Annotated in this window: 15 protein-coding genes; 5 read left to right on the forward strand and 10 right to left on the reverse strand. The window is 68.7% G+C overall.

The window, feature by feature from the left end; all coding sequences use genetic code 11:
* The first annotated feature begins 52 nt into the window (after positions 1-52).
* Entirely contained in the window at positions 53-1,114 is a 1,062-nt protein-coding gene (locus ACQFZP_RS07530; protein ID WP_211890886.1) for an SDR family NAD(P)-dependent oxidoreductase, read from the forward strand.
* A 276-nt stretch (positions 1,115-1,390) separates the two neighbouring features.
* On the opposite strand, the gene ACQFZP_RS07535 is transcribed toward ACQFZP_RS07530, so the two are convergent.
* Entirely contained in the window at positions 1,391-3,463 is a 2,073-nt protein-coding gene (locus tag ACQFZP_RS07535; RefSeq protein WP_211890888.1) for an ABC transporter ATP-binding protein, read from the reverse strand.
* Entirely contained in the window at positions 3,460-5,193 is a 1,734-nt protein-coding gene (locus tag ACQFZP_RS07540; protein ID WP_104312830.1) for an ABC transporter ATP-binding protein, read from the reverse strand. The genes ACQFZP_RS07535 and ACQFZP_RS07540 overlap by 4 nt, the downstream gene beginning before the upstream one ends.
* A 363-nt stretch (positions 5,194-5,556) precedes the next feature.
* On the opposite strand from ACQFZP_RS07540, the gene ACQFZP_RS07545 reads away from it, so the two are divergent.
* Together ACQFZP_RS07545 and ACQFZP_RS07550 are read left to right on the forward strand one after the other, a co-directional pair.
* On the forward strand, positions 5,557-7,341 hold the full coding sequence (locus tag ACQFZP_RS07545) for a biotin carboxylase N-terminal domain-containing protein (protein WP_211890890.1): 1,785 nt from the start codon (positions 5,557-5,559) through the stop codon (positions 7,339-7,341).
* A gap of 129 nt (positions 7,342-7,470) precedes the next feature.
* Complete coding sequence (locus ACQFZP_RS07550; protein ID WP_179557998.1) at positions 7,471-8,235, forward strand: sulfite exporter TauE/SafE family protein; 765 nt, start codon at positions 7,471-7,473, stop codon at positions 8,233-8,235.
* 58 nt (positions 8,236-8,293) lie between these two features.
* On the opposite strand, the gene ACQFZP_RS07555 is transcribed toward ACQFZP_RS07550, so the two are convergent.
* Positions 8,294-8,842, reverse strand: a complete 549-nt coding sequence (locus ACQFZP_RS07555) for a YceI family protein (protein WP_211890891.1) — start codon at positions 8,840-8,842, stop codon at positions 8,294-8,296.
* A gap of 178 nt (positions 8,843-9,020) precedes the next feature.
* The gene (locus ACQFZP_RS07560; protein ID WP_104252218.1) at positions 9,021-10,469 is read right to left on the reverse strand and encodes an NAD(P)H-quinone dehydrogenase; all 1,449 of its coding nucleotides are present in this window, start codon (positions 10,467-10,469) and stop codon (positions 9,021-9,023) included.
* Between the two features lie 128 nt (positions 10,470-10,597).
* Here ACQFZP_RS07560 and ACQFZP_RS07565 point away from each other — a divergent pair, with 128 nt between their 5' ends.
* Both ACQFZP_RS07565 and ACQFZP_RS07570 read left to right on the forward strand, forming a co-directional pair.
* The gene (locus tag ACQFZP_RS07565) at positions 10,598-11,428 is read left to right on the forward strand and encodes a purine-nucleoside phosphorylase (RefSeq protein WP_104313025.1); all 831 of its coding nucleotides are present in this window, start codon (positions 10,598-10,600) and stop codon (positions 11,426-11,428) included.
* Positions 11,428-13,149 (forward strand): phospho-sugar mutase, encoded by a 1,722-nt coding sequence (locus ACQFZP_RS07570; RefSeq protein WP_211890893.1) that lies wholly within the window; start codon positions 11,428-11,430, stop codon positions 13,147-13,149. Before ACQFZP_RS07565 ends, ACQFZP_RS07570 begins: the two co-directional genes overlap by 1 nt.
* 605 nt (positions 13,150-13,754) lie before the next feature.
* Here the strand turns inward: ACQFZP_RS07570 and ACQFZP_RS07575 are convergent.
* From ACQFZP_RS07575 to ACQFZP_RS07600, 6 genes are all read right to left on the reverse strand, one after another.
* On the reverse strand, positions 13,755-14,339 hold the full coding sequence (locus ACQFZP_RS07575; RefSeq protein ID WP_211890894.1) for a methylated-DNA--[protein]-cysteine S-methyltransferase: 585 nt from the start codon (positions 14,337-14,339) through the stop codon (positions 13,755-13,757).
* Positions 14,336-16,042, reverse strand: a complete 1,707-nt coding sequence (locus ACQFZP_RS07580) for a DNA-3-methyladenine glycosylase 2 family protein (protein ID WP_211890895.1) — start codon at positions 16,040-16,042, stop codon at positions 14,336-14,338. The genes ACQFZP_RS07575 and ACQFZP_RS07580 overlap by 4 nt, the downstream gene beginning before the upstream one ends.
* Positions 16,043-16,173: 131 nt before the next feature.
* Entirely contained in the window at positions 16,174-16,659 is a 486-nt protein-coding gene (locus tag ACQFZP_RS07585) for a PTS sugar transporter subunit IIA (protein WP_104312836.1), read from the reverse strand.
* Positions 16,656-17,798, reverse strand: a complete 1,143-nt coding sequence (locus ACQFZP_RS07590; protein ID WP_307852786.1) for an adenosine deaminase — start codon at positions 17,796-17,798, stop codon at positions 16,656-16,658. The genes ACQFZP_RS07585 and ACQFZP_RS07590 overlap by 4 nt, the downstream gene beginning before the upstream one ends.
* Positions 17,799-17,936: 138 nt before the next feature.
* A complete protein-coding gene (locus ACQFZP_RS07595) occupies positions 17,937-19,259 on the reverse strand; it encodes a thymidine phosphorylase (RefSeq protein ID WP_104312837.1) in 1,323 nt (440 codons plus the stop codon).
* Positions 19,256-19,675, reverse strand: coding sequence for a cytidine deaminase (locus ACQFZP_RS07600; RefSeq protein WP_211890896.1), 420 nt, complete (start codon positions 19,673-19,675; stop codon positions 19,256-19,258). Before ACQFZP_RS07600 ends, ACQFZP_RS07595 begins: the two co-directional genes overlap by 4 nt.
* Positions 19,676-19,682: the final 7 nt, after the last annotated feature.

The raw sequence follows: 19,682 nt of genomic DNA on the forward strand, positions 1-19,682 counted from the left end.
CGAGGCTCCGGCGAGCGGCGAGCGGCGGACCGAGCAGAAAGCTGGCACCCAGATGACCTCGAGCGCGAACCCCCTGACCGCCGCCAACACCATCGGCGAATGGCTCACCGATCCGACCGGCGGCGTGGTGATCCGCGAGATCCTCGCTCAGGGCGGGCAGGATGCCTCCTCCCTCGCGCCCGTCGCGGGCGTGCCCCTCTCGCAGCTCGTCGAGCTCAGCCAGGGCAAGTTCCCGCAGGAGATGGTGGATGCGATGATCGCGCGCGTCAACAGCGGCGAGGTCACCCCCGCCTCCCCCGGCGACTTCGGCCCGGTCGCCGACCTCGACGCGCCGCGCGCGCCCCGCGCCGCCGCCTGGGTCGAGGCGGTGACCGGCGGACGATTCGCCGACAAGACCATCATCGTCACGGGCGCAGGGTCCGGCATCGGCAAGGCCACCGCGTCGCGCATCGCCCGCGAAGGCGGGAGGGTCATCGCCGTCGACGTCTCCGCCGAACGCCTCGCCACCCTCGTCACCGAGCACGAGGGCGCCGACATCGTCACGCTCACGGCCGACATCACCGACGACGCGGGCGTCGCCCAGATCGTCGAGGCCGCCGGTGCGCAGGTTGACGGCCTCGCGAACATCGCCGGCATCATGGACAACATGACGCCCGTCGGCGAGGTCAGCGACGAGATCTGGAACCGCGTCTTCGCCGTGAACGTGACCGGCACGATGAAGCTCATGCGCGCCGTGATCCCGGCGATGCTCGCCGTCGGCAAGGGCGCGATCGTCAACGTGGCCTCCGAGGCCGCCCTCCGCGGGTCGGCTGCTGGCGCCGCCTACACGGCGTCGAAGCACGCCGTGGCCGGCCTCACCAAGTCGAGCGCCTTCATGTACGGCCCGAGCGGACTCCGCATCAACGCCGTCGCACCCGGCGGGGTCGCCACCAACATCGAAGCGCGCTTCGACTCCGAGCTCGGCGCGAAGCGCGTGCAGCAGGGCATGGCGATCATGCCGACGCCGACGACGGGAACCGCCCTCGCCGCATCCATCACCTTCCTGCTGAGCGACGACGGCGTCAACGTGAACGGCGTCATCCTCCCCTCGGACGGCGGCTGGTCGGCCGCGTAGGCCCGCCGCAGGGAGTGCCCGCCGCACGCACGGTGGGCACTCCCCCGCACGTAGGCTTCCCCCATGAGCAAACCCGTCACGCGCACGCGCAAGTTCTTCTGGATCGGCCTCGTCGTGATCGCGCTGGTCTTCATCGGCTCCGGCGTCTACGAGATGCTCGTCTAGCCGCATCCGTCGCCCCGACACCCCTGAACGCAGTTTCGGGATGGGTTTCGCACTTCGAGATGGGAAAGAACCCATCCGGAAGCGCGGAACCCATCCCGAAACGGTGGTGGACTACGAGGTGAGCGTGCGCTCCTCCACGTCCAGGTCGCTGACGGCCTGCTCGAACTGCGAGTTGTAGAGCCTCGCGTACGCGCCGCCCTGCTTCACGAGGTCGTCGTGCGTCCCCTGCTCGACGATGGAGCCGTGCTCCATGACGAGGATCAGGTCGGCGTCGCGGATCGTGGAGAGACGGTGCGCGATGACGAAGCTCGTGCGCCCCTGGCGGAGTGCCGCCATCGCCTGCTGCAGGAGCAGCTCCGTGCGGGTGTCAACCGAGCTCGTCGCCTCATCGAGGATGAGGACCTGCGGGTCGGAGACGAACGCGCGCGCGATGGTGATGAGCTGGCGCTCCCCCGCGGAGACGTTGGACGCGTCCTCGTCGAGCACGGTGTCGTACCCCTCCGGGAGGGAATGCACGAAGCGGTCGACGTAGCAGGCGGTCGCAGCCGCGAGCACTTCCTCGTCGGTCGCGTCCTGGCGCCCGTAGCGGATGTTCTCACGGATCGACCCGGCGAACAGCCACGGGTCCTGCAGCACCATGCCGGTGCGGCTGCGGACGTCATCTCGCCGCAGCTCGGCGATGTCCTGCCCATCCAGCAGGATGCGCCCGCCGTCGAGTTCGTAGAACCGCATGATGAGGTTCACGAGCGTCGACTTGCCAGCACCCGTCGGCCCGACGATCGCGACCGTCTGGCCAGGCTCGACCGAGAAGTTGAGGTTCTCGATGAGCTTCTGCTCGGGGGTGTACGAGAAGGTGACGTCGTCGAAGACGATCTCCCCCGCGCCGTTCGCCGGCTTGGGAGCATCCTTCGAGTCGGGCTCCTGCTCGTCCTCGTCGAGGAGCTCGAACACGCGCTCGGCCGAGGCCGTGCCCGACTGCAGCACGGCGGCCATGCCGCCGAGCTCCGCGAGGGGCTGCGTGAACTGCTGCGAGTACTGGATGAACGCCTGCACGTCGCCGAGGCGGAGGTTGCCGCCCGCGACCATGAGGCCACCGAGCACCGCGATGCCCACGTAGGACAGGTTGCCGATGAACATCATCGCCGGCATCATCACGCCCGCCCAGAACTGCGCCTTGAAGGCCGCCTGGAAGAGCTGCTCGTTGTCGACCTGGAACTGCTCACGCGCATCCTGCTCACGTCCGAAGACGCGGACGAGTGCGTGACCCGAGAAGGACTCCTCGACGCGGGCGTTGAGGCGCCCCGTCTTCTTCCACTGCTCGGCGAAGTTCCTCTGCGACTTCGGCCCGATGACACCGAAGATGACCCCCATGAGGGGCAGCGTGACGAGCGCGACGAGCGCGAGCTGCCAGGAGATGGAGAACATCATGACGAGCACGCCGACCACGGTGAGCACGCTCGTGACGACCTGCGACAGCGACTGCTGCATGGTCTGGGTGATGTTGTCGATGTCGTTCGTGACGCGGCTCAGCAGCTCGCCGCGCTGCACGCGGTCGAAGTAGCTGAGCGGCAGCGCGTTGATCTTGCGCTCGACGTCCTCGCGCAGCTTGTACATCGCCTTCATCATGATGATGTTGATGACGTAGCCCTGCAGCCACATGAGCAGCGCCGAGAAGACGTACAGCGCGAGCACGGAGAGCAGCACCATGCCGAGTCGCTCGAAGTTCACACCCTCGCCCGGGGTGATGTCCATGGCCGCGACCATGTCGGCGAACTGCGTCTGGCCGGAGTCGCGGAGCCCCGCGACGACCTGCTCCTTGGAGGCTCCCGAAGGCAGCTGGCTGGAGACGACGCCCTCGAAGATGAGGTTCGTCGCCTCACCCAGCACGCGCGGGGCGATGACCGAGAGCACGACGCCGACCGCGCCGAGGAACGACACGATGATGAGTGCCGCGCGGTAGGGGCGGAGCCTGCCGAGCAGCCTGCCGAAGCTCTGCCCGAAGTTCTTCGCCTTGCCGGGAGCCACGCTGTCCCAGTCGCCGGACGACTGACGAGCCTGTTCGGCGAGCTCGAGTTCGAGCTGCTCCTCCTCCGTCAGGACCTTCTCGACGACCTCCTTGGCCTTGCGACCGCGGCCGCGCGATGCCTTCGCATCCTGCTTCTGGTTCTCTGCGTCACGGCTCATGACTGTGCCTCCACTGCAAGCTGGGAATCCACGATCTCCTTGTACGTCGTGCAGCTCTCGAGCAGCTCGTCGTGTGTTCCGAGACCGACCATGTGACCGTCGTCGAGGACCACGATGCGGTCGGCGTCGACGATGGTCGAGATGCGCTGGGCGACCACGATCTTGGTGACGCCCGGCAGCTGCTCCCAGAGGGCGCGGCGCAGCCTGGCATCGGTCGTGAGGTCGAGCGCCGAGAAGGAGTCATCGAAGACGAACACCTGCGGCTCGTGCACGATCGCGCGAGCGATGGCGAGTCGCTGGCGCTGCCCGCCAGAGACGTTCGTGCCGCCCTGGGCGATGCGCGACTCGAGCTGCTTGTCCTTCTCCTGGACGAACGCCGTGGCCTGCGCGATCTCGAGCGCCTTCCAGAGGTCGTCGTCCGTCGCGGCCTCGCGGCCGTACCGGAGGTTGGAGGCGATCGTGCCGGTGAAGAGGAACGGGCGCTGCGGGACCAGGCCGATGCCGTCCCACAGGAGCTCCGCATCCGCCTGGCGCACGTCGACCCCGTTGACCTTGACGGTGCCACCCGTCGCATCGAACAGGCGCGGGATGAGCGACACGAGCGTCGTCTTGCCCGCACCCGTCGATCCGACGACGGCGACCGTCTCTCCGGGGGCGGCGCGGAACGAGATGCCGGTGAGGACAGGCTCGTCGGCGCCCGGGTACGTGAACTCGACGTCGTCGAACTCGATGACGCCGGGCTCCGGGAAGTCGGTCACCGGGTGCGCCGGCATGATGAGCGTCGACTCGGTGGCGAGCACCTCGGAGATGCGGTCGGCGCTCACCGCGGCGCGCGGGATCATGATCGTCATGAAGCTGGCCATGAGCACGCCCATGAGGATCTGCATGACGTAGGCCATGAACGCGAACAGCGTGCCGATCTCGACCGTGCCCTGGTCGACCTGGATGCCGCCGAACCAGATGACGCCGACCACGGTGATGTTCAGGACGAGCATGGCGAGCGGGAAGAGCGTGACGAAGAGGTCGCCGACGCGCTTGCCGAGCAGGAAGAGGTCGTTGTTCGCGACCTCGAAGCGCTTCTCCTCGATGGGCTCGCGCACGAACGCGCGCACGACGCGCACGCCGGTGAGCTGCTCGCGCAGGATGCGGTTGATGTTGTCGAGCTTCACCTGGAACTGGCGGAACAGCGGCACCATGCGGCTGATGATGATGCCGACCAGCAGGAGCAGCACGGGTGCCGCGACGCCGATGATCCAGGACAGGCCCACGTCCTGCTGCAGGGCCATGATGATGCCGCCGATCGCGAGCATCGGGGCTGAGACCAGCATGGTGGAGCCCATCATGGCGAGCATCTGCACCTGCTGCACGTCGTTCGTGTTGCGCGTGATGAGCGAGCCCGCGCCGAAGCGCGAGACCTCGCGCTCGGAGAAGCTGCTGACCCGGGCGAAGACGTCGGCGCGGATGTCGCGGCCGAGGGCCATGGCGGCGCGGGCGGCGAAGACCGTCGCGATGATCGAGCAGGTGATCTGGCCGAGCGAGATGGCGAGCATGACGGCGCCGGTCGACCAGATGTAGTCGGTGTCGGCGTTGGCAACGCCCTTGTCGATGATGTCGGCGTTGAGTCGCGGCAGGTACAGCGACGCGAGCGCTTGAAGGAACTGGAAGACCAGCACACCCGCGAGGAGCGGCCAGTACTTCCGTAGATAACGGGCGAGGAGCTTACCGAGCATCGATTCTCCGGAACGACGAGGCCTCTTCGACGGCGCATCCACTAACGTGGTGGATGCGCGTCACCGAAGACGCGGAGTGGACGGCAATGTGGGCGGGCCCGGAGCGGACCTGGCACGAATGACCATTGCTGGCTAGGTGCCTGGCTGGGCAAAAAACCGCAGCCCTGTAGCTAAGCACGAGGTGACATCACCTGCAATCGGCTTCCCACCCCATGGGAATGTGTTGCGACGCCAATGTCGCCCAACTGACAGCACCTCGGCGTGGTGAGAACCTCCAACCGCGCGCATCTGACAACCTTCTCCGGATAAGTTTGTCGAATCGAGCCAAATCCGGCCGCCCCGACCTCAATAGGCTTAGGAACCATGTCGCGAATCTCGAAGCTCCTCATCGCCAACCGTGGCGAAATCGCCGTACGCATCGCACGAGCTGCTCGAGACGCGGGTATCGCCTCCGTCGCCGTGTACGCAGACCAGGACCGCGACGCACCGCACGTTCGCCTCGCCGACGAGGCCTACGCGCTGCGCGGCGCGACCAGCGCCGAGACGTACCTCGTGATCGACAAGCTCCTCTCCATCGCGCGCCGCTCCGGTGCTGACGCCGTGCACCCCGGCTACGGCTTCCTGGCCGAGAACGCCGACTTCGCTCGCGCCGTCATCGGCCAGGGCCTCACCTGGATCGGCCCCTCCCCGGAGGCCATCGAGGCGCTCGGCGACAAGGTCACCGCCCGCCACGTCGCCGAGAAGGTCGGCGCACCGCTCGCCCCAGGGACGCTCAACCCCGTCGAGGGTCCGGACGAGGTGCTCGCCTTCATCGACACGCACGGTCTGCCCGTCGCCATCAAGGCCGCGTTCGGCGGCGGCGGACGCGGACTCAAGGTCGCCCGTGAGCGCGAGGAGGTCGCCGAGCTCTTCGAATCGGCCACCCGCGAGGCCATCACGGCCTTCGGCCGCGGCGAGTGCTTCGTCGAGAAGTACCTCGACAAGCCGCGCCACGTCGAGACGCAGTGCCTCGCCGACGCCTACGGCAACGTGGTCGTCGTCTCGACCCGTGACTGCTCGCTGCAGCGCCGCCACCAGAAGCTCGTCGAAGAGGCCCCCGCACCCTTCATCACGGCCGAGCAGGAAGCTGAGATGCGTCGCGCCTCGAAAGCCATCCTCAAGGAGGTCGGTTACGTCGGCGCGGGCACCTGCGAGTTCCTCCTCGCCGCCGACGGCACCGTCGCGTTCCTCGAGGTCAACACGCGCCTCCAGGTCGAGCACCCCGTCTCCGAAGAGGTCACGGGCATCGACCTCGTGCGCGAGCAGTTCCGCATCGCGCAGGGCGAGGCCCTCGGCTACGACGACCCCCAGGTGAGCGGCCACTCCTTCGAGTTCCGCATCAACGGCGAGGACCCGGGCCGCGGCTTCTTCCCCGCTCCCGGAACCATCACGACCTTCCGTGTGCCTGGCGGCCCCGGCGTTCGCGTGGACTCGGGTGTCCGCGAGGGCGACATCGTCTCCGGCGCCTTCGACTCGCTGCTCGCGAAGCTCATCGTCACGGGCGCCACCCGCGAGGAAGCGCTCGAGCGCTCACGCCGCGCTCTCGAGGACTTCGAGCTCAACGGCATGCCGACGGTGCTCCCGTTCCACCGCTCCGTGGTGCGCGACCCCGCGTTCACGGCCGAGAACGGCGAGTTCGGCGTGTACACGAGCTGGATCGAGACCGAGTACAACAACACCCTCGAGCCGTGGGGCGGCGAGGCCGGTGACGTCAACGAGCCCATCGCTCGGCGCAACGTCGTCGTCGAGGTCAACGACAAGCGCCTCGAGGTGTCCCTCCCCGAGCGCCTGCTTGCCGTGACGGGTGCCGGCCACGGCGGCGCAGGCCGCACCATGGCGGGCCACGCGCCGAAGCGTCGCACGCACACCAACGTCGAGACGCATTCGAGCGGAGACATCACCGCCCCCATGCAGGCGACGATCGTGAAGTTCGCCGTGGCAGAGGGCCAGAAGGTCGTCAAGGGCGACCTGCTGGTCGTGCTCGAGGCCATGAAGATGGAACAGCCCATCCAGGCTCCGCGCGACGGCGTCGTCGCGGCCATCACCGGCACGGCGGGTGAGACCGTCTCGAGCGGCACGAAGCTGCTCGAGCTCGCCGACGCCGAGTAGCCTCGACAGGTGCCCGACGCCTTCCTGCTGACCCCCGCTCTGCTCTCGCCTCCGCTCGACGCCACGCTCGCCGCGTCCGACCCGAGCTGGCTCGAGTCGTTCACGGGGCTCGAGGGGTTCAACGGGTGGCTGCTGGCGCTCGTCATCGCCGGCGGCTTCGCAGCCGGCTGGGTGGATGCGGTGGTCGGGGGCGGCGGGCTCATCCAGCTCACGATGCTCCTCACGCTGCCCGGCGTCACGCCCGTGCAGGCGCTCGCGACGAACAAGCTCGGTAGCATCGCCGGCACCACGACCAGCTCCATCACCTACTTCCGGCGCGTGAAGCCCGACCTCCGCACGGCTCTGCCCATGGCGGCGATCGCGCTCTTCGGCGCGTACGGCGGCGCGATCCTCGCGTCCAGCATCCCGGCCGCCGCGTTCAAGCCGATCATCGCCGTCGCGATCCTCGGCATCGGCATCTTCACGGCCTTCAAGCCGAGCGTCGGGCAGCTCGACAAGCTCAAGTACGAGGGCCGCAAGCACCACGTCGTCGCGGGCCTCATCGGCTTCGCGATCGGCGTCTACGACGGCGTGCTCGGGCCGGGCACCGGCTCGTTCCTCGTCATCGCCCTCGTGTCGCTGCTCGGCTACTCGTTCCTGCAGGCCAGCGCGAAGGCGAAGATCGTGAACCTCGGCACCAACCTCGGCGCGCTGCTCTTCTTCGCACCACAGGGATACGTGCTGTGGGGCCTCGGCGCCATCCTGGCAGTCTCGAACGTCGCCGGCGGCTACATCGGCGCGCGCACCGCCATCCGCGGCGGCAGCAAGCTCATCCGCTGGGTCTTCCTCATCGTCGTGAGCGTGCTCTTCATCAAGCTCGCCATCGACATCTGGAACGAGTACTTCGGCGGCTGAGCGCACCGCGATCCGCAGAGGGGGATGCTGCGGATCGTCGGCCTCCGTGCGGGCCCGACTACTCGGTCTTGATGACCGATATCTCGAACTCCAACGTGATGCGCTCCGACACCAGCACCCCGCCGGAGTCCAGCGGCATGTTCCATTCGAGTCCGAAGTCGCGCCGCCGCAATCGGCGGCTCCCCTCGAAGCCCGCTCGGAGCACGCCGAACGCATCCGTCTCGACCCCGACCAACGAGATCGGCACCATGACCTCCTGGGTGACGTCGCGGATCGTGAGATCTCCGGTCACGGCGTACGAGCCCTCGTCGATCTCCTCGACCTTCCTGCTGACGAACGTGATGTCCGGCCAGCGATCCACGTCGAAGAAGTCCGCGCTGCGCAGATGCTCGTCACGCTTCGCGTTCCGGGTGTCGACGCTCGACGCTCTCACCGTCAGCGTGGCCTCGGACCTCGAAGGGTCGTCGACGTCGACCAGAAGCTCGCCCTCGACGTCATTGAACGCCCCTCGCACCGTCGTGATCATGGCGTGACGCGCCGAGAACCCGATACGGGTGTGCTCCGGGTCGAACGCCCATACTCCATTCACTTGCTCGACATCGATCATCGCTCCCCAATCGTGGATTTCCCCAGCCACGCACCCGCCAGAAGCAGGAAGACGCGGAACCACGCACAACGCGCAACCAATCGGCACGATACCTGCGCTTGACGGGACTCCCCGCCAAAACGCTGGCGGCGGGCGAAAAGGAGAATGCGGATTAGCAGCGAGCGCCCGCAGAGGCCGCCTAGCTCTTCGTCTGCTCCGAGTAGGGCACGTGCATGGCGTGCGCCGCATCCGAGATGCTGCTCGCGAGCGACGGGTAGACGGCCCACGCGCGCGCAACCTGGTCGACCGTGAGGCGCTGCTCGATCGCGATCGACAATGGCAGCACGAGCTCTGAGGCGCGCGGCGCGACGATGACGCCGCCGATGACCGTGCCGAGATCGTTGCCCGCGATGAGCTTCACGAAGCCGTCGCGGACACCCTGCATCTTGGCACGCGGGTTCTCGCTCAGCGGCAGCTTGTAGACGCGCCCCTCCCGGGTGCCGTCCTCGATCGAGCGCTGCTGCCAGCCGACGGTCGCGATCTCCGGGTACGTGAAGATGTTCGACGCCACGTTGCGGAGGTTGATGGGACGCACCTCGTCACCGAGCGCGTGGAAGACCGCCGTGCGCCCCTGCGTGGACGCGACGGACGCGAGCGGGAAGAACTCCGTGCAGTCGCCCGCCGCGTAGATGTTCGGCACAGAGGTGCGGGCGACGCGGTTGACGCGGATGTGGCCGGAGGGCGTGACCTCGACGCCGGCGCCTTCCAGGCCGATGCCCGAAGTGTTCGGGATGGAGCCGACCGCGATGAGGCAGTGCGAGCCGCGCACCTCTCGCCCGTCGTCGAGCGTCGCCACGACCTCGTCGCCGTCGCGGACGACGGTCGCCGCGCGGGACTTGGACAGAACCGTCATGCCGCCCCGCTTGAAGACGTCCTCGATCACGTCAGCCGCATCCGCGTCCTCGTTGGGAAGCACGCGGTCGCGGCTCGAGACGAGCGTGACCTTCGCGCCCAACGCCGAGTAGGCAGAGGCGAACTCGGCCCCCGTGACGCCGGATCCGACGACGATGAGATGGCTCGGCATCTCCTTGAGGTTGTACAGCTGAGTCCAGGTGAGGATGCGCTCGCCGTCCGGCTTGCACGAGTCGAGGGTGCGCGGGCGAGCACCCACCGAGATGACGGCAGAGTCGAACTCGATGCGATCGAAGTCCTGCCCACCGGAGCCCGTGCCCACCGTGACCGCCGAGTTGCCGTCGAGCTTGCCCTCGCCCTGGATGACGTTGACGCCCGCCGCCTCGAGGGTGCGCTGCATGTCATCCGACTGGTTCTGAGCGAGACGCAGCAGACGCTTGTTGAGCTTCGAGAGGTTCACCGCCACCTCCGGCTTCAGCGGCTTGCCGCTGTCACCCTTCGCGAAGAACTGCACGCCCAGCTCGCCGGACTCGCGGATCGCCGTCGCAGCCTCCGCACTCGCGATGAGGGTCTTCGACGGAACGACGTCGGTGAGGACTGCGGAGCCGCCGACGCCGACGCGCTCGACGAGAGTGACTTCCGCGCCGAGGCGGGCGGCCGACAATGCGGCTTCGTACCCGCCTGGCCCCCCGCCGACGACGACGATGCGATGCTTGCGATCAAAAGGCGTGGCCATGAGCCCATTCTGCTCCTCCCGCATGAACCCGCCAAACCGGGCCGGTATCCGAGCCGTTTCCGGGCACGCGCGGAGTTCATCAGCCCTTGCTCCCCGTTCGCCGCGCCACGGTCGCTACGCTGGTGAGCATGTCTACGCACGAAGCAGCCTCGATCGACGACCCAGCCACCTCACCCTTCGAGTTCGCGCAGGCAGCTGCCGCGGTCATCGCCGAGAAGACGGGTGTCGAACGCCACGACATCGCGCTCACGCTCGGCAGCGGATGGGGCCAGACCGCCGACCTGCTCGGTGAGACGATCGCGACCATCCCGGCCGACGAGGTGCCCGGGTTCGCGAAGTCCGACATCCCCGGTCACTCCGGGACCCTCCGCTCCATCCGCCTCGCGAATGGCAAGCACGCGCTGGTCATCGCCGCGCGCACCCACTACTACGAAGGCAAGGGAGTGCGCCGGGTCGTGCACTCCGTGCGGACCGCCGCCGCCACCGGCGCCTCCGTCATGATCCTCACGAACGGCGCAGGCGGGGTGCGGCCCGAGTGGGGCCCCGGCACGCCGGTGCTGATCTCGGACCACATCAACCTCACGGCCGACTCCCCCCTCGAGGGCGCGACCTTCATCGACCTCACCGACCTGTACTCCGCACGCCTCCGCGAGCTGGCGCTCACGGTGCGCGAACTCGATGAGGGCGTCTACGTGCAGTTCCGCGGCCCGCACTACGAGACACCCGCCGAAGTGAAGATGGCGCGCACGATCGGCGGCGACATCGTCGGCATGTCGACCGCGCTCGAGGCGATCGCCGCACGCGAGGCGGGTATGGAGGTCCTCGGCATGTCGCTCATCACGAACCCCGCCGCCGGCGTCTCGCCGAACCCACTCAGCCACACCGAGGTGCTCGAGGCGGGCAAGGCGGCAGAAGCCGACCTCGCCGAGCTGCTGTCGCAGATCGTGGTGAAGCTCTGATGAGCGGCCTCGCACGCCAACTCCAGGTCGCCCTGCGACACAACGCGATCGCGTGGCGCGACCAGGACCCCGACGAGGTCACGCGCGCCGAGCTGCAGCAGCTGCTCGACGCCGCAGGCGACGTCTCGCCCGAGCTCACCGCCATCGAAGACACCGACACGAGCGAGCGCGCGATCGCCTGGCGCGACCTGCACGACCGGTTCTCGGCACGTCTGGCCTTCGGGACCGCAGGTCTCCGCGGCAGGCTCGGAGCCGGACCCAACCGCATGAACCGGGTGCTCGTCGCCCAGGCCGCGCGTGGCTTCGCCGACTTCCTGCTCGCGCGCGAGGAGTCGCCATCCATCGTGATCGGCTACGACGCCCGCAACAACTCGAAGCGGTTCGCCGAGGACACCGCCGAGATCATGCAGGCCGCAGGCGTGGCCGCGACGATCCTGCCGAGGCAGCTGCCGACGCCCGTGCTGGCCTTCGCGGTCCGCCGACTCGCCGCATCCGCTGGCGTCATGGTCACCGCCTCGCACAACCCGAAGTGGGACAACGGCTACAAGGTCTACCTCGGCGGCGCCGATGACGGTTCGCAGATCGTCGCACCCGTCGACGCCCAGATCGCCGCGGCCATCGGCGCCGTCGCGGCCGGCACAACCGTGCCCGAGATCCCGCGCTCGACCGACTACGCCACGGCAGACGAGTCCATCGTCAGCGAGTACGTGTCGGCGACCGCTGCGCTGCTGCGCGGAACACCGAGCGATGTCCGCTTCGTCTACACGCCCCTGCACGGCGTCGGATGGGAGACCTTCCGCGCCGTCATCGCCGAGCTCGGCATCGCCGAACCGGTGGTCGTCGCGCAGCAGGTCGAGCCGGACGGAGCCTTCCCAACCCTCGACTTCCCGAATCCCGAAGAGCCCGGCGCCCTCGACCTCGCCTACGAGACGGCGGATGCGGCCGGCATCGACCTCGTCATCGCCCACGACCCCGACGCCGACCGTCTTGCGGTCGCAGTGAAGGACGCAGCCGGGTGGCGCCGATTCGGCGGCAACGACATCGGCAAGATCCTCGGCTGGCGCGCCGCCGAGCAGGCGAAGGCGGACGGGGTGCACGGCACGCTCGCGACCTCCGTCGTCTCCGCCCCGGCGCTCGGGCGCATCGCGCACGAGTACGGGCTCGACTACGCCGAGACCCCCACCGGGTTCAAGTGGATCTCGCGCGCCCCGAACATCCTCTACGGGTACGAGGAGGCCCTCGGCTACCTCGTCAACCCCGAGACCGTGCATGACAAGGACGGCATCTCGGCGTCCGTCGCGATCCTCGAGCTCATCATCGGCCTGCAGGCCGAGGGACGCTCGCTCATCGATCACGACGACGCGTTCGCCGAGCGGTTCGGCACGTTCGTGTCGACACAGGTGTCGGTGCGCTTCGACGACATCACCGAGATCCCACGCGTCATGGCCGTGCTGCGCAGCCACACCCCGAGCGAGGTCAGCGGTGTCGAGGTGGTCGAGACCGGCGACCTGTCCGGCGACGAGGTGCCCATCGACCTGCTCCGCTACCAGCTCGCCGACGGCACCCGCGTCATGGTGCGCCCGTCGGGCACCGAACCCAAGATCAAGGTCTACGTCGACGCTTCGAGCGAGGAAGGCTCGCCCGCGGAACGAGCGGCCGACGCCGAATCGAAGGCAGCTCGCGCCGGCGAAGCCCTGCGAATCACCCTCACCACCGCGTAGACACCGCAGCGCACGTATCGGGAGCCCCTCGGGTTGGAGATCCTTCCATCCCGAGGGGCTCCCGTCGTTCTTGCGCCGCTGTGCCTCGCCCTCGAACCTTCCGGCCGTATCCCGCGCCTCGCATCCACTTCGGGATGGGAACCTCGCACTCTTGCGGGAAACTTCCCACAACGAAGCGAGGTTCCCATCCCGAAACCGCGGGCGTGGCCCGACGCGAGCTTCCCGACCCGAGGCGACCTTCCCGGCCCGGCGCTACCTGCCCGCCCGACAGCATCGTTTCGGGATGGGTTCCACGCTTCGAGATGGGTTGCAACCCATCCGCGTGCGCGAAACCCATCCCGAATACGCACCGAGCAGAGTGCGGTCACGCACATCCACGCTCGCAGCACCAACCCCAGACTTCGGGATGGGAACCTCGCAGTCTTGCGGGAAACTTCCCGCAACGAAGCGACTTTGCCATCCCGAAACTCCGGGCGAGGCCCGAGTCGACCTTCCTGGCCCGATAGCATCGTTTCGGGATGGGTTTGACGCGCGCAGATGGGTTGCAACCCATCCGCGTGCGCGAAAGCCATCCCGAGTCCGGAGAGGCGAACGGATGCGGCGTGTCAGGAGGCGTGGGCGAGTTCGCGCTGCAGCAGCGAGCGCTTCACGTCGACACCCCATGCGAAGCCGCCGAGGGTGCCGTCTGAGCGCAGGACACGGTGGCACGGCACGAACAGCGCCGGCGCGTTGCTGGCGCAGATGCTCGCTGCCGCCCGCACGGCCGTCGGACGACCGAGGGCTGTCGCGAACTCCGTGTAGGTGAGCGGATGCCCGGCCACGATGTCCCGCAGGCCGCGCCAGCCCTGCATCCGGAACTCCGCGCCGAACTGGGCGACGGGAACGTCATCGATGGCGTCGAGCTGCCCCTCGTAGTACGCCCGGACGGCGTCGGATGCGGCACTGCATCCGCGGGTGAGGACCGTCGGCCTGGCCTTCGGCGTGATGCGGGCCACGACGAGCTGTTCGTCGTCGCTCCACCCGGACGAGAGGACCGCGCCGTCGCTCTCGCGGGTGATGATCGTGAATGGGCCGTCCGGCGTGCCGAACGTCTCGATGACGGCCTGCTGCTCAGCATTGGATGCCGGCGCGACGTCGCTGGCGTGTGTGCGGCCTGCCGCCGTCGCTTGTGGGTTCTCCTGTGTGCTCATGCTGGTTGCTCCGTGCTGTGAGGTTGAGGTGCGGTCTGGGGTGCGGCGGCGGAAGCCGCGGGCAGTTGCTCGGCGGTCTCAGTCCTGTTGGTCTTCTTGGCGACGGCCCGCGCTCTGGGCGGTGCCGCTCCCCAGAGGTGGAGCGAGAGGTAGCTGCGCCACGGCCTGAACTGCTCTGCTATCGAGGTGAGGTCTTTCGGTTCCGATGGGAGGCCGAGGGCTCTTGCTCCGCTGCGCAGGGCGACGTCACCGGTGAGCAGCACGTCAGGGTTTCCGAGCACGCGCATGCTCACGTATCCGGCGGTCCAGTCGCCGATGCCTCGAAACGCGGTCAGCGCGGAGTGCTGTTCTGCGACGTCGTCGCCGTGCGAGAGACGTAGCTGTCCGCCGGCGATCGCCTCGGCGACGTTTGTGATCGTCGCTGAGCGCGCGCGGGGGCCGGCGAACGACTCCTCACCGAGCTCCGCGATGGCGGATGCGCTCGGGAAGAGCCGAGTCACGCGGCGACCCGGGACCTGCCCGGTCGCGGCGGCGGCGGTAGCGCTACCCGCCGCGTCCATCTCGTCCGGTCGGCGATCGTCGCCATCCGGCACCAGCGCCGCGCCCGCTCGCGCCGTCAGGCGGCTGAGCGCTGTGCGGGCCGCGGAGACGGTGATCTGCTGTCCGATGATCGCGCGGAACAGCATCTCGTCGGGGTCCACCGCTCCGGGAAGGCGCCTGCCGGGGCGCAGGCGCACGCGCTCCGCGATGCCGGGATGCACGGAGAGGGCCGCGTCGATCGCGGCCGGGTCGGCGTCCAGGTCGAAGAGACGGCGCACGCGGGTGACAAGCGTCTGCAGGTCGCTGAGGTCGGTCAGCTGAGCCCGGAGGCGGAGCGACGAGGGCTGCGAGCCCCCCGCATCCACGCTGAACCATGCTGGTCCGCCTGGCAGCAGGAGACTGCGCTCGTAGCTGTGCCCCGTCGCGATCTCCACGCCGTCGATGGCGCGCTCCCCCAGCCAGGTGAAGACACCGGCGGCGTCGTACGGTTCGCGGTAGGCGAGCGCAAGGGTCAGCGGGACCCCACCGGCACCGAGAGCCGGGCCGCCCTCCTCGACACGGCCGCTGCCTGCTCGCATCCTCGCTGATCGGCCCCGTGAGGCGTCCCGCACCTGCGTGGGCGTCAGCTGGAAGACCTCCTGCACGGTCTCGTTGAACTGCCGGACGCTCGCGAACCCGGCCGCGAAGGCCACGTCGGCGAGGGGGAGGTCGGTGGCGCCGAGCAGGGTCGCCGCGGTCCTCGCCCGCTGTGCGCGGGCGAGGGACAAGGGCCCCGCGCCGAGCTCGGCTGCGAGCACACGACCCAGGTGGCGAGCGGAGTAGCCGAGCCGCGCAGCCAGGCCGGGGACGCCCTCCCGCTCGACGACGCCGTCGGCGATGAGGCGCATCGCGCGAGCTGCGACATCGCCACGCAGGTTCCAGGCGGGGTCGCCGGGAGCCGCATCCGGCAGGCAGCGCTTGCACGCCCGGTAGCCGGCCTCGTGTGCCGCGGCGCTGGTCGCGTAGAACGTGACGTTCTCCCGGTGCGGCGTGCGCGCGGGGCAGCTCGGTCGGCAGTAGATGCCGGTCGAGCCGACGGCCGTGATGAACTGGCCGTCGAAGCGGCGGTCCTTGGCGAGGATCGCTCGGTACCGGTCGTCTCCGGTCAGGTTGGTGCTTGCCATGCGATGAGTCTGGCAGGTTCAGACCGCGTCCACTCGCGGGAATCGGACACGACGGTGGGCGATCGGTGGCGACCGGGCACGGTCCACGTCGGGGACCTCGCAGCGGACGGCGGGCGCCCGCAGCGCAGGTGTCAGGCGATGGCGAGCCCGGCAGCCACGAGGCGCGGCTTGAGCAGCTCGACAAGCGACTCGGGCGACGCGGCGGCGACGAGCTCGCCGAGGACGACCTCGTTGTCGAAGACCTTCGCGAGCGCGGCGATGAGCTGCAGGTGCTCGGATGCGCTCGTCGCGGTCATGCCGACGACGACCCTCACCGGGTCGTAGCGCGCATGTCCGAAGCCGACGCCTTCTGGGTAGGTGATGACGGCGAGACCGTTCTGGATGGTCTCCTCGCCGGGTCGCGCGTGCACGAGCGCGACCCCTGGGCCGACGACGACGTACGGACCGAAGCGCTCGATGACACGCACCATGTTGCTCGTGTACCCGCGCTTCGCGAATCCACGCTCGGCCAGCAGCTCGCCCATCTGGCCGACGGCCTGGCGCCAGTCGAGGGCGTGTGCTGCGAGCCGCACACTGGTGGGGTCGAACTGCAGCTCAGGCGTCTCCTGCGCGCTCATGCTCCTGCCTCGTCGAACCCTTCGCTCACGATCTCCGCCAGCTCTTCGCGGTCTTCGATCGGCAAGAAGGCGCCTTCTGCGGCGTTCAGCTGGAAGGTCTCCAGATCTGCCAGGTCGTAGTCGAAGGTGTCCGCGAGCAGCGTCAGCTCTCGAGAGATGCTCGTCGCGCTCATGAGGCGGTTGTCGGTGTTGACGGTCACCGTGAACCCGAGCTGGTAGAGCAGGTCGAATGGGTGGTCTTCGATGCTCTCACCCCACGCGGCGATGGCACCGGTCTGCAGGTTCGAGGATGGGCTGAGCTCGAGGGGGATGCGGCGGTCGCGCACCCACTGCGCGAGTCGCCCGAGCGACACGTACGTGCCGTCCTCGTCTTCGCCTTCGAGGTCGATGTCTTCCGCGATGCGCACACCGTGGCCGAGACGCAGGGCGTGCGCGTCGAAGATGGCGCTCTCGATGGAGTCGAGTCCGGCGGCCTCGCCGGCGTGCACCGTCGCGGGGAAGCGCTCCGACATGAGGTAGTCGAAGGCCTCCTGCAGGTTCGTGGGCGGGAAGCCGTCTTCAGGGCCGGCGATGTCGAAGCCGACGACACCCTGTTCGCGGTGGCGGACGGCGAGCTTTGCGATCTCGAGGCCGTTGCCCGCGTGGCGCATCGCGCTGACCAGCTGGCCGATGCGGATGCGCTTGCCGTGCGAGCGCACGTCGTCGATGCCCTCGTTGATGCCTGCCTGCACCGCGTTGACCGCGTCGTCCAAGCTCAGGCCGCGCTTGAGATGCTGTTCGGGAGCCCAGCGGACTTCGCCGTAGACGACGCCGTCGGCGCCGAGGTCGTTGACGAAGTCTCGGGCGACGCGGCGAAGGCCGTGCGCGGTCTGCATGACGGCCGTGGTCACGTCGAAGGTCTTCAGGTACTCGACGAGCGAGCCGGAGTCGGACTGGTCGGCGAACCAGTTCGAGAGCTCCGGTGCGTTCGTTGCGGGGAGTTCGAGGCCGATCTCGTCGGCCAGCTCGATGATCGTCTGAGCACGCAGGCCGCCGTCGAGGTGGTCATGCAGCGACACCTTGGGCAGCGTACGGATGTTGGTGCCGTCTCGCAGCGTGAAATCGCCCTCGTCGTATGGCGCGGAGCTCTGCACAGACACGGTGTTCCCCTTCGAATGTGGCCGCGATCCAGAAAATGCGGCCGTCCAGAGCCATGATTCTATCTGGCGGAGGCAACCGGCGCGCGACCTGGCGTGGCGGTGTGGAGAAGGTTTCCCTTCTCCACACCGCGAGCCCGACTACTCCGCGCCGACGCGGCCAGCGATGAGCGGACCGCCGGTGAGGATCTCCGAGCCGGCGTCGCCGATCTCGTACGCCCCCTCGAGCGCCTCGAGGGCACGCGGGAAGCGGGCGGCATCCTCGGCCGAGAGCGTGAAGAGCACGTCCCCCTTCTTCACGGCATCGCCCGGCTTCGCGGCGAGGTCGATGCCTGCCGAGTGGATGACCGGGTCCTGCTTGCGCGCGCGTCCGGCTCCCAGGCGCCAGGCCGCGATGCCGAACGGCAGCGCTTCCTGGCGGACGAGCACACCGTCGCGGTCGGCGCGGACGTCGTGCGTCTCGCGCGCGACGGGCAGCGCCCCATCCGGGTCGCCGTCCTGCGCCGAGACCCACCGGCGCCACACATCCATCGCCGCGCCGTTCTTCAGCGCACCTTCGACGTCGGCGTCCGGCTGCCCCGCGAGGCGGAGCATCTCGCGAGCCAGCTCGACCGTGAGCTCGACGACGTCGGCGGGGCCGCCGCCGGCGAGCACCTCGACCGATTCGCGCACCTCGTTGGCGTTGCCGATCGCGAGCCCGAGCGGGACGTTCATGTTCGTGAGCAGCGCCGAGGTGCGCACACCGGCATCCTCGCCGAGCGCGACCATCGTCTCGGCGAGCGCACGCGAACGCTCGATGTCGCCCATGAAGGAGCCGGAGCCGAACTTCACGTCGAGCACCAGCGAATCGGTGCCCTCGGCGATCTTCTTCGACATGATGCTCGAGGCGATGAGCGGGATGCACTCGACGGTTCCCGTGATGTCGCGGAGCGCGTAGAGCTTCTTGTCGGCTGGAGCCAGGCCTGCACCGGCTGCGCAGATGACGCCGCCGATCTCCTGCAGGAGGGTGAACATCTCCTCGTTGGAGAGCTCGGCACGCCAGCCGGGGATGGCCTCGAGCTTGTCGAGGGTGCCACCCGTGTGGCCGAGTCCGCGGCCCGAGAGCTGCGGCACGGCGACGCCGAAGGAGGCGACGAGCGGCATGAGCGGGAGCGTGATCTTGTCGCCGACACCCCCCGTGGAGTGCTTGTCGACCGTGACCTTGCCGAGCCCGTCGAAGTTCATCCGCTCACCCGACGCGATCATGGCGAGCGTCATGTCGCGGATCTCGGTGCGCTCCATGCCGTTGAGGAAGATGGCCATCGCCATCGCCGCCATCTGCTCGTCACCCACGTAGCCGTTGGCGTAGCGCGAGATGAGCCAGTCGATCTCGGGCGTCGACAGCAGACGACCGTCGCGCTTCGCCTTGATGAGGTCGACGGCGTCGAACGCCTCGACTGCGGACTGGGCGGGGGTGGAGCTCATTTGATCCCTTCGAGATCTCTGGGGCCGAACGCGTCCGGCAGTACCTGGTCGATGGTGCGGATGCCCGAGACGGTGTCGAGGAGCATCCCCGGTGCCGAGAACTCGTACAGCAGCTGGCGGCAGCGGCCGCACGGCATGATGACGTCGCCGTCGCCGTTGCAGCATGTGAAGGCGACGAGCTTGCCGCCGCCGCTCGCCTGGAGTGCCGAGACGAGTCCGCACTCAGCGCAGAGGCCGACCCCGTAGCTCGCGTTCTCGACGTTGCAGCCGACGACGATGCGACCGTCGTCGACGAGCGCGGCCGCGCCGACGGAGTAGTTCGAGTAGGGCGCGTACGCCTTCGTCATGATGTCGCGCGCAGCCTCGCGGAGGGTCGCCCATTCGGGCTCGAGCGCTTCGGTTCCTGTTGCCGTCATGGCTGCA

Source organism: Pseudoclavibacter sp. Marseille-Q434 (assembly GCF_050315415.1).
Lineage (GTDB): Bacteria > Actinomycetota > Actinomycetes > Actinomycetales > Microbacteriaceae > Pseudoclavibacter.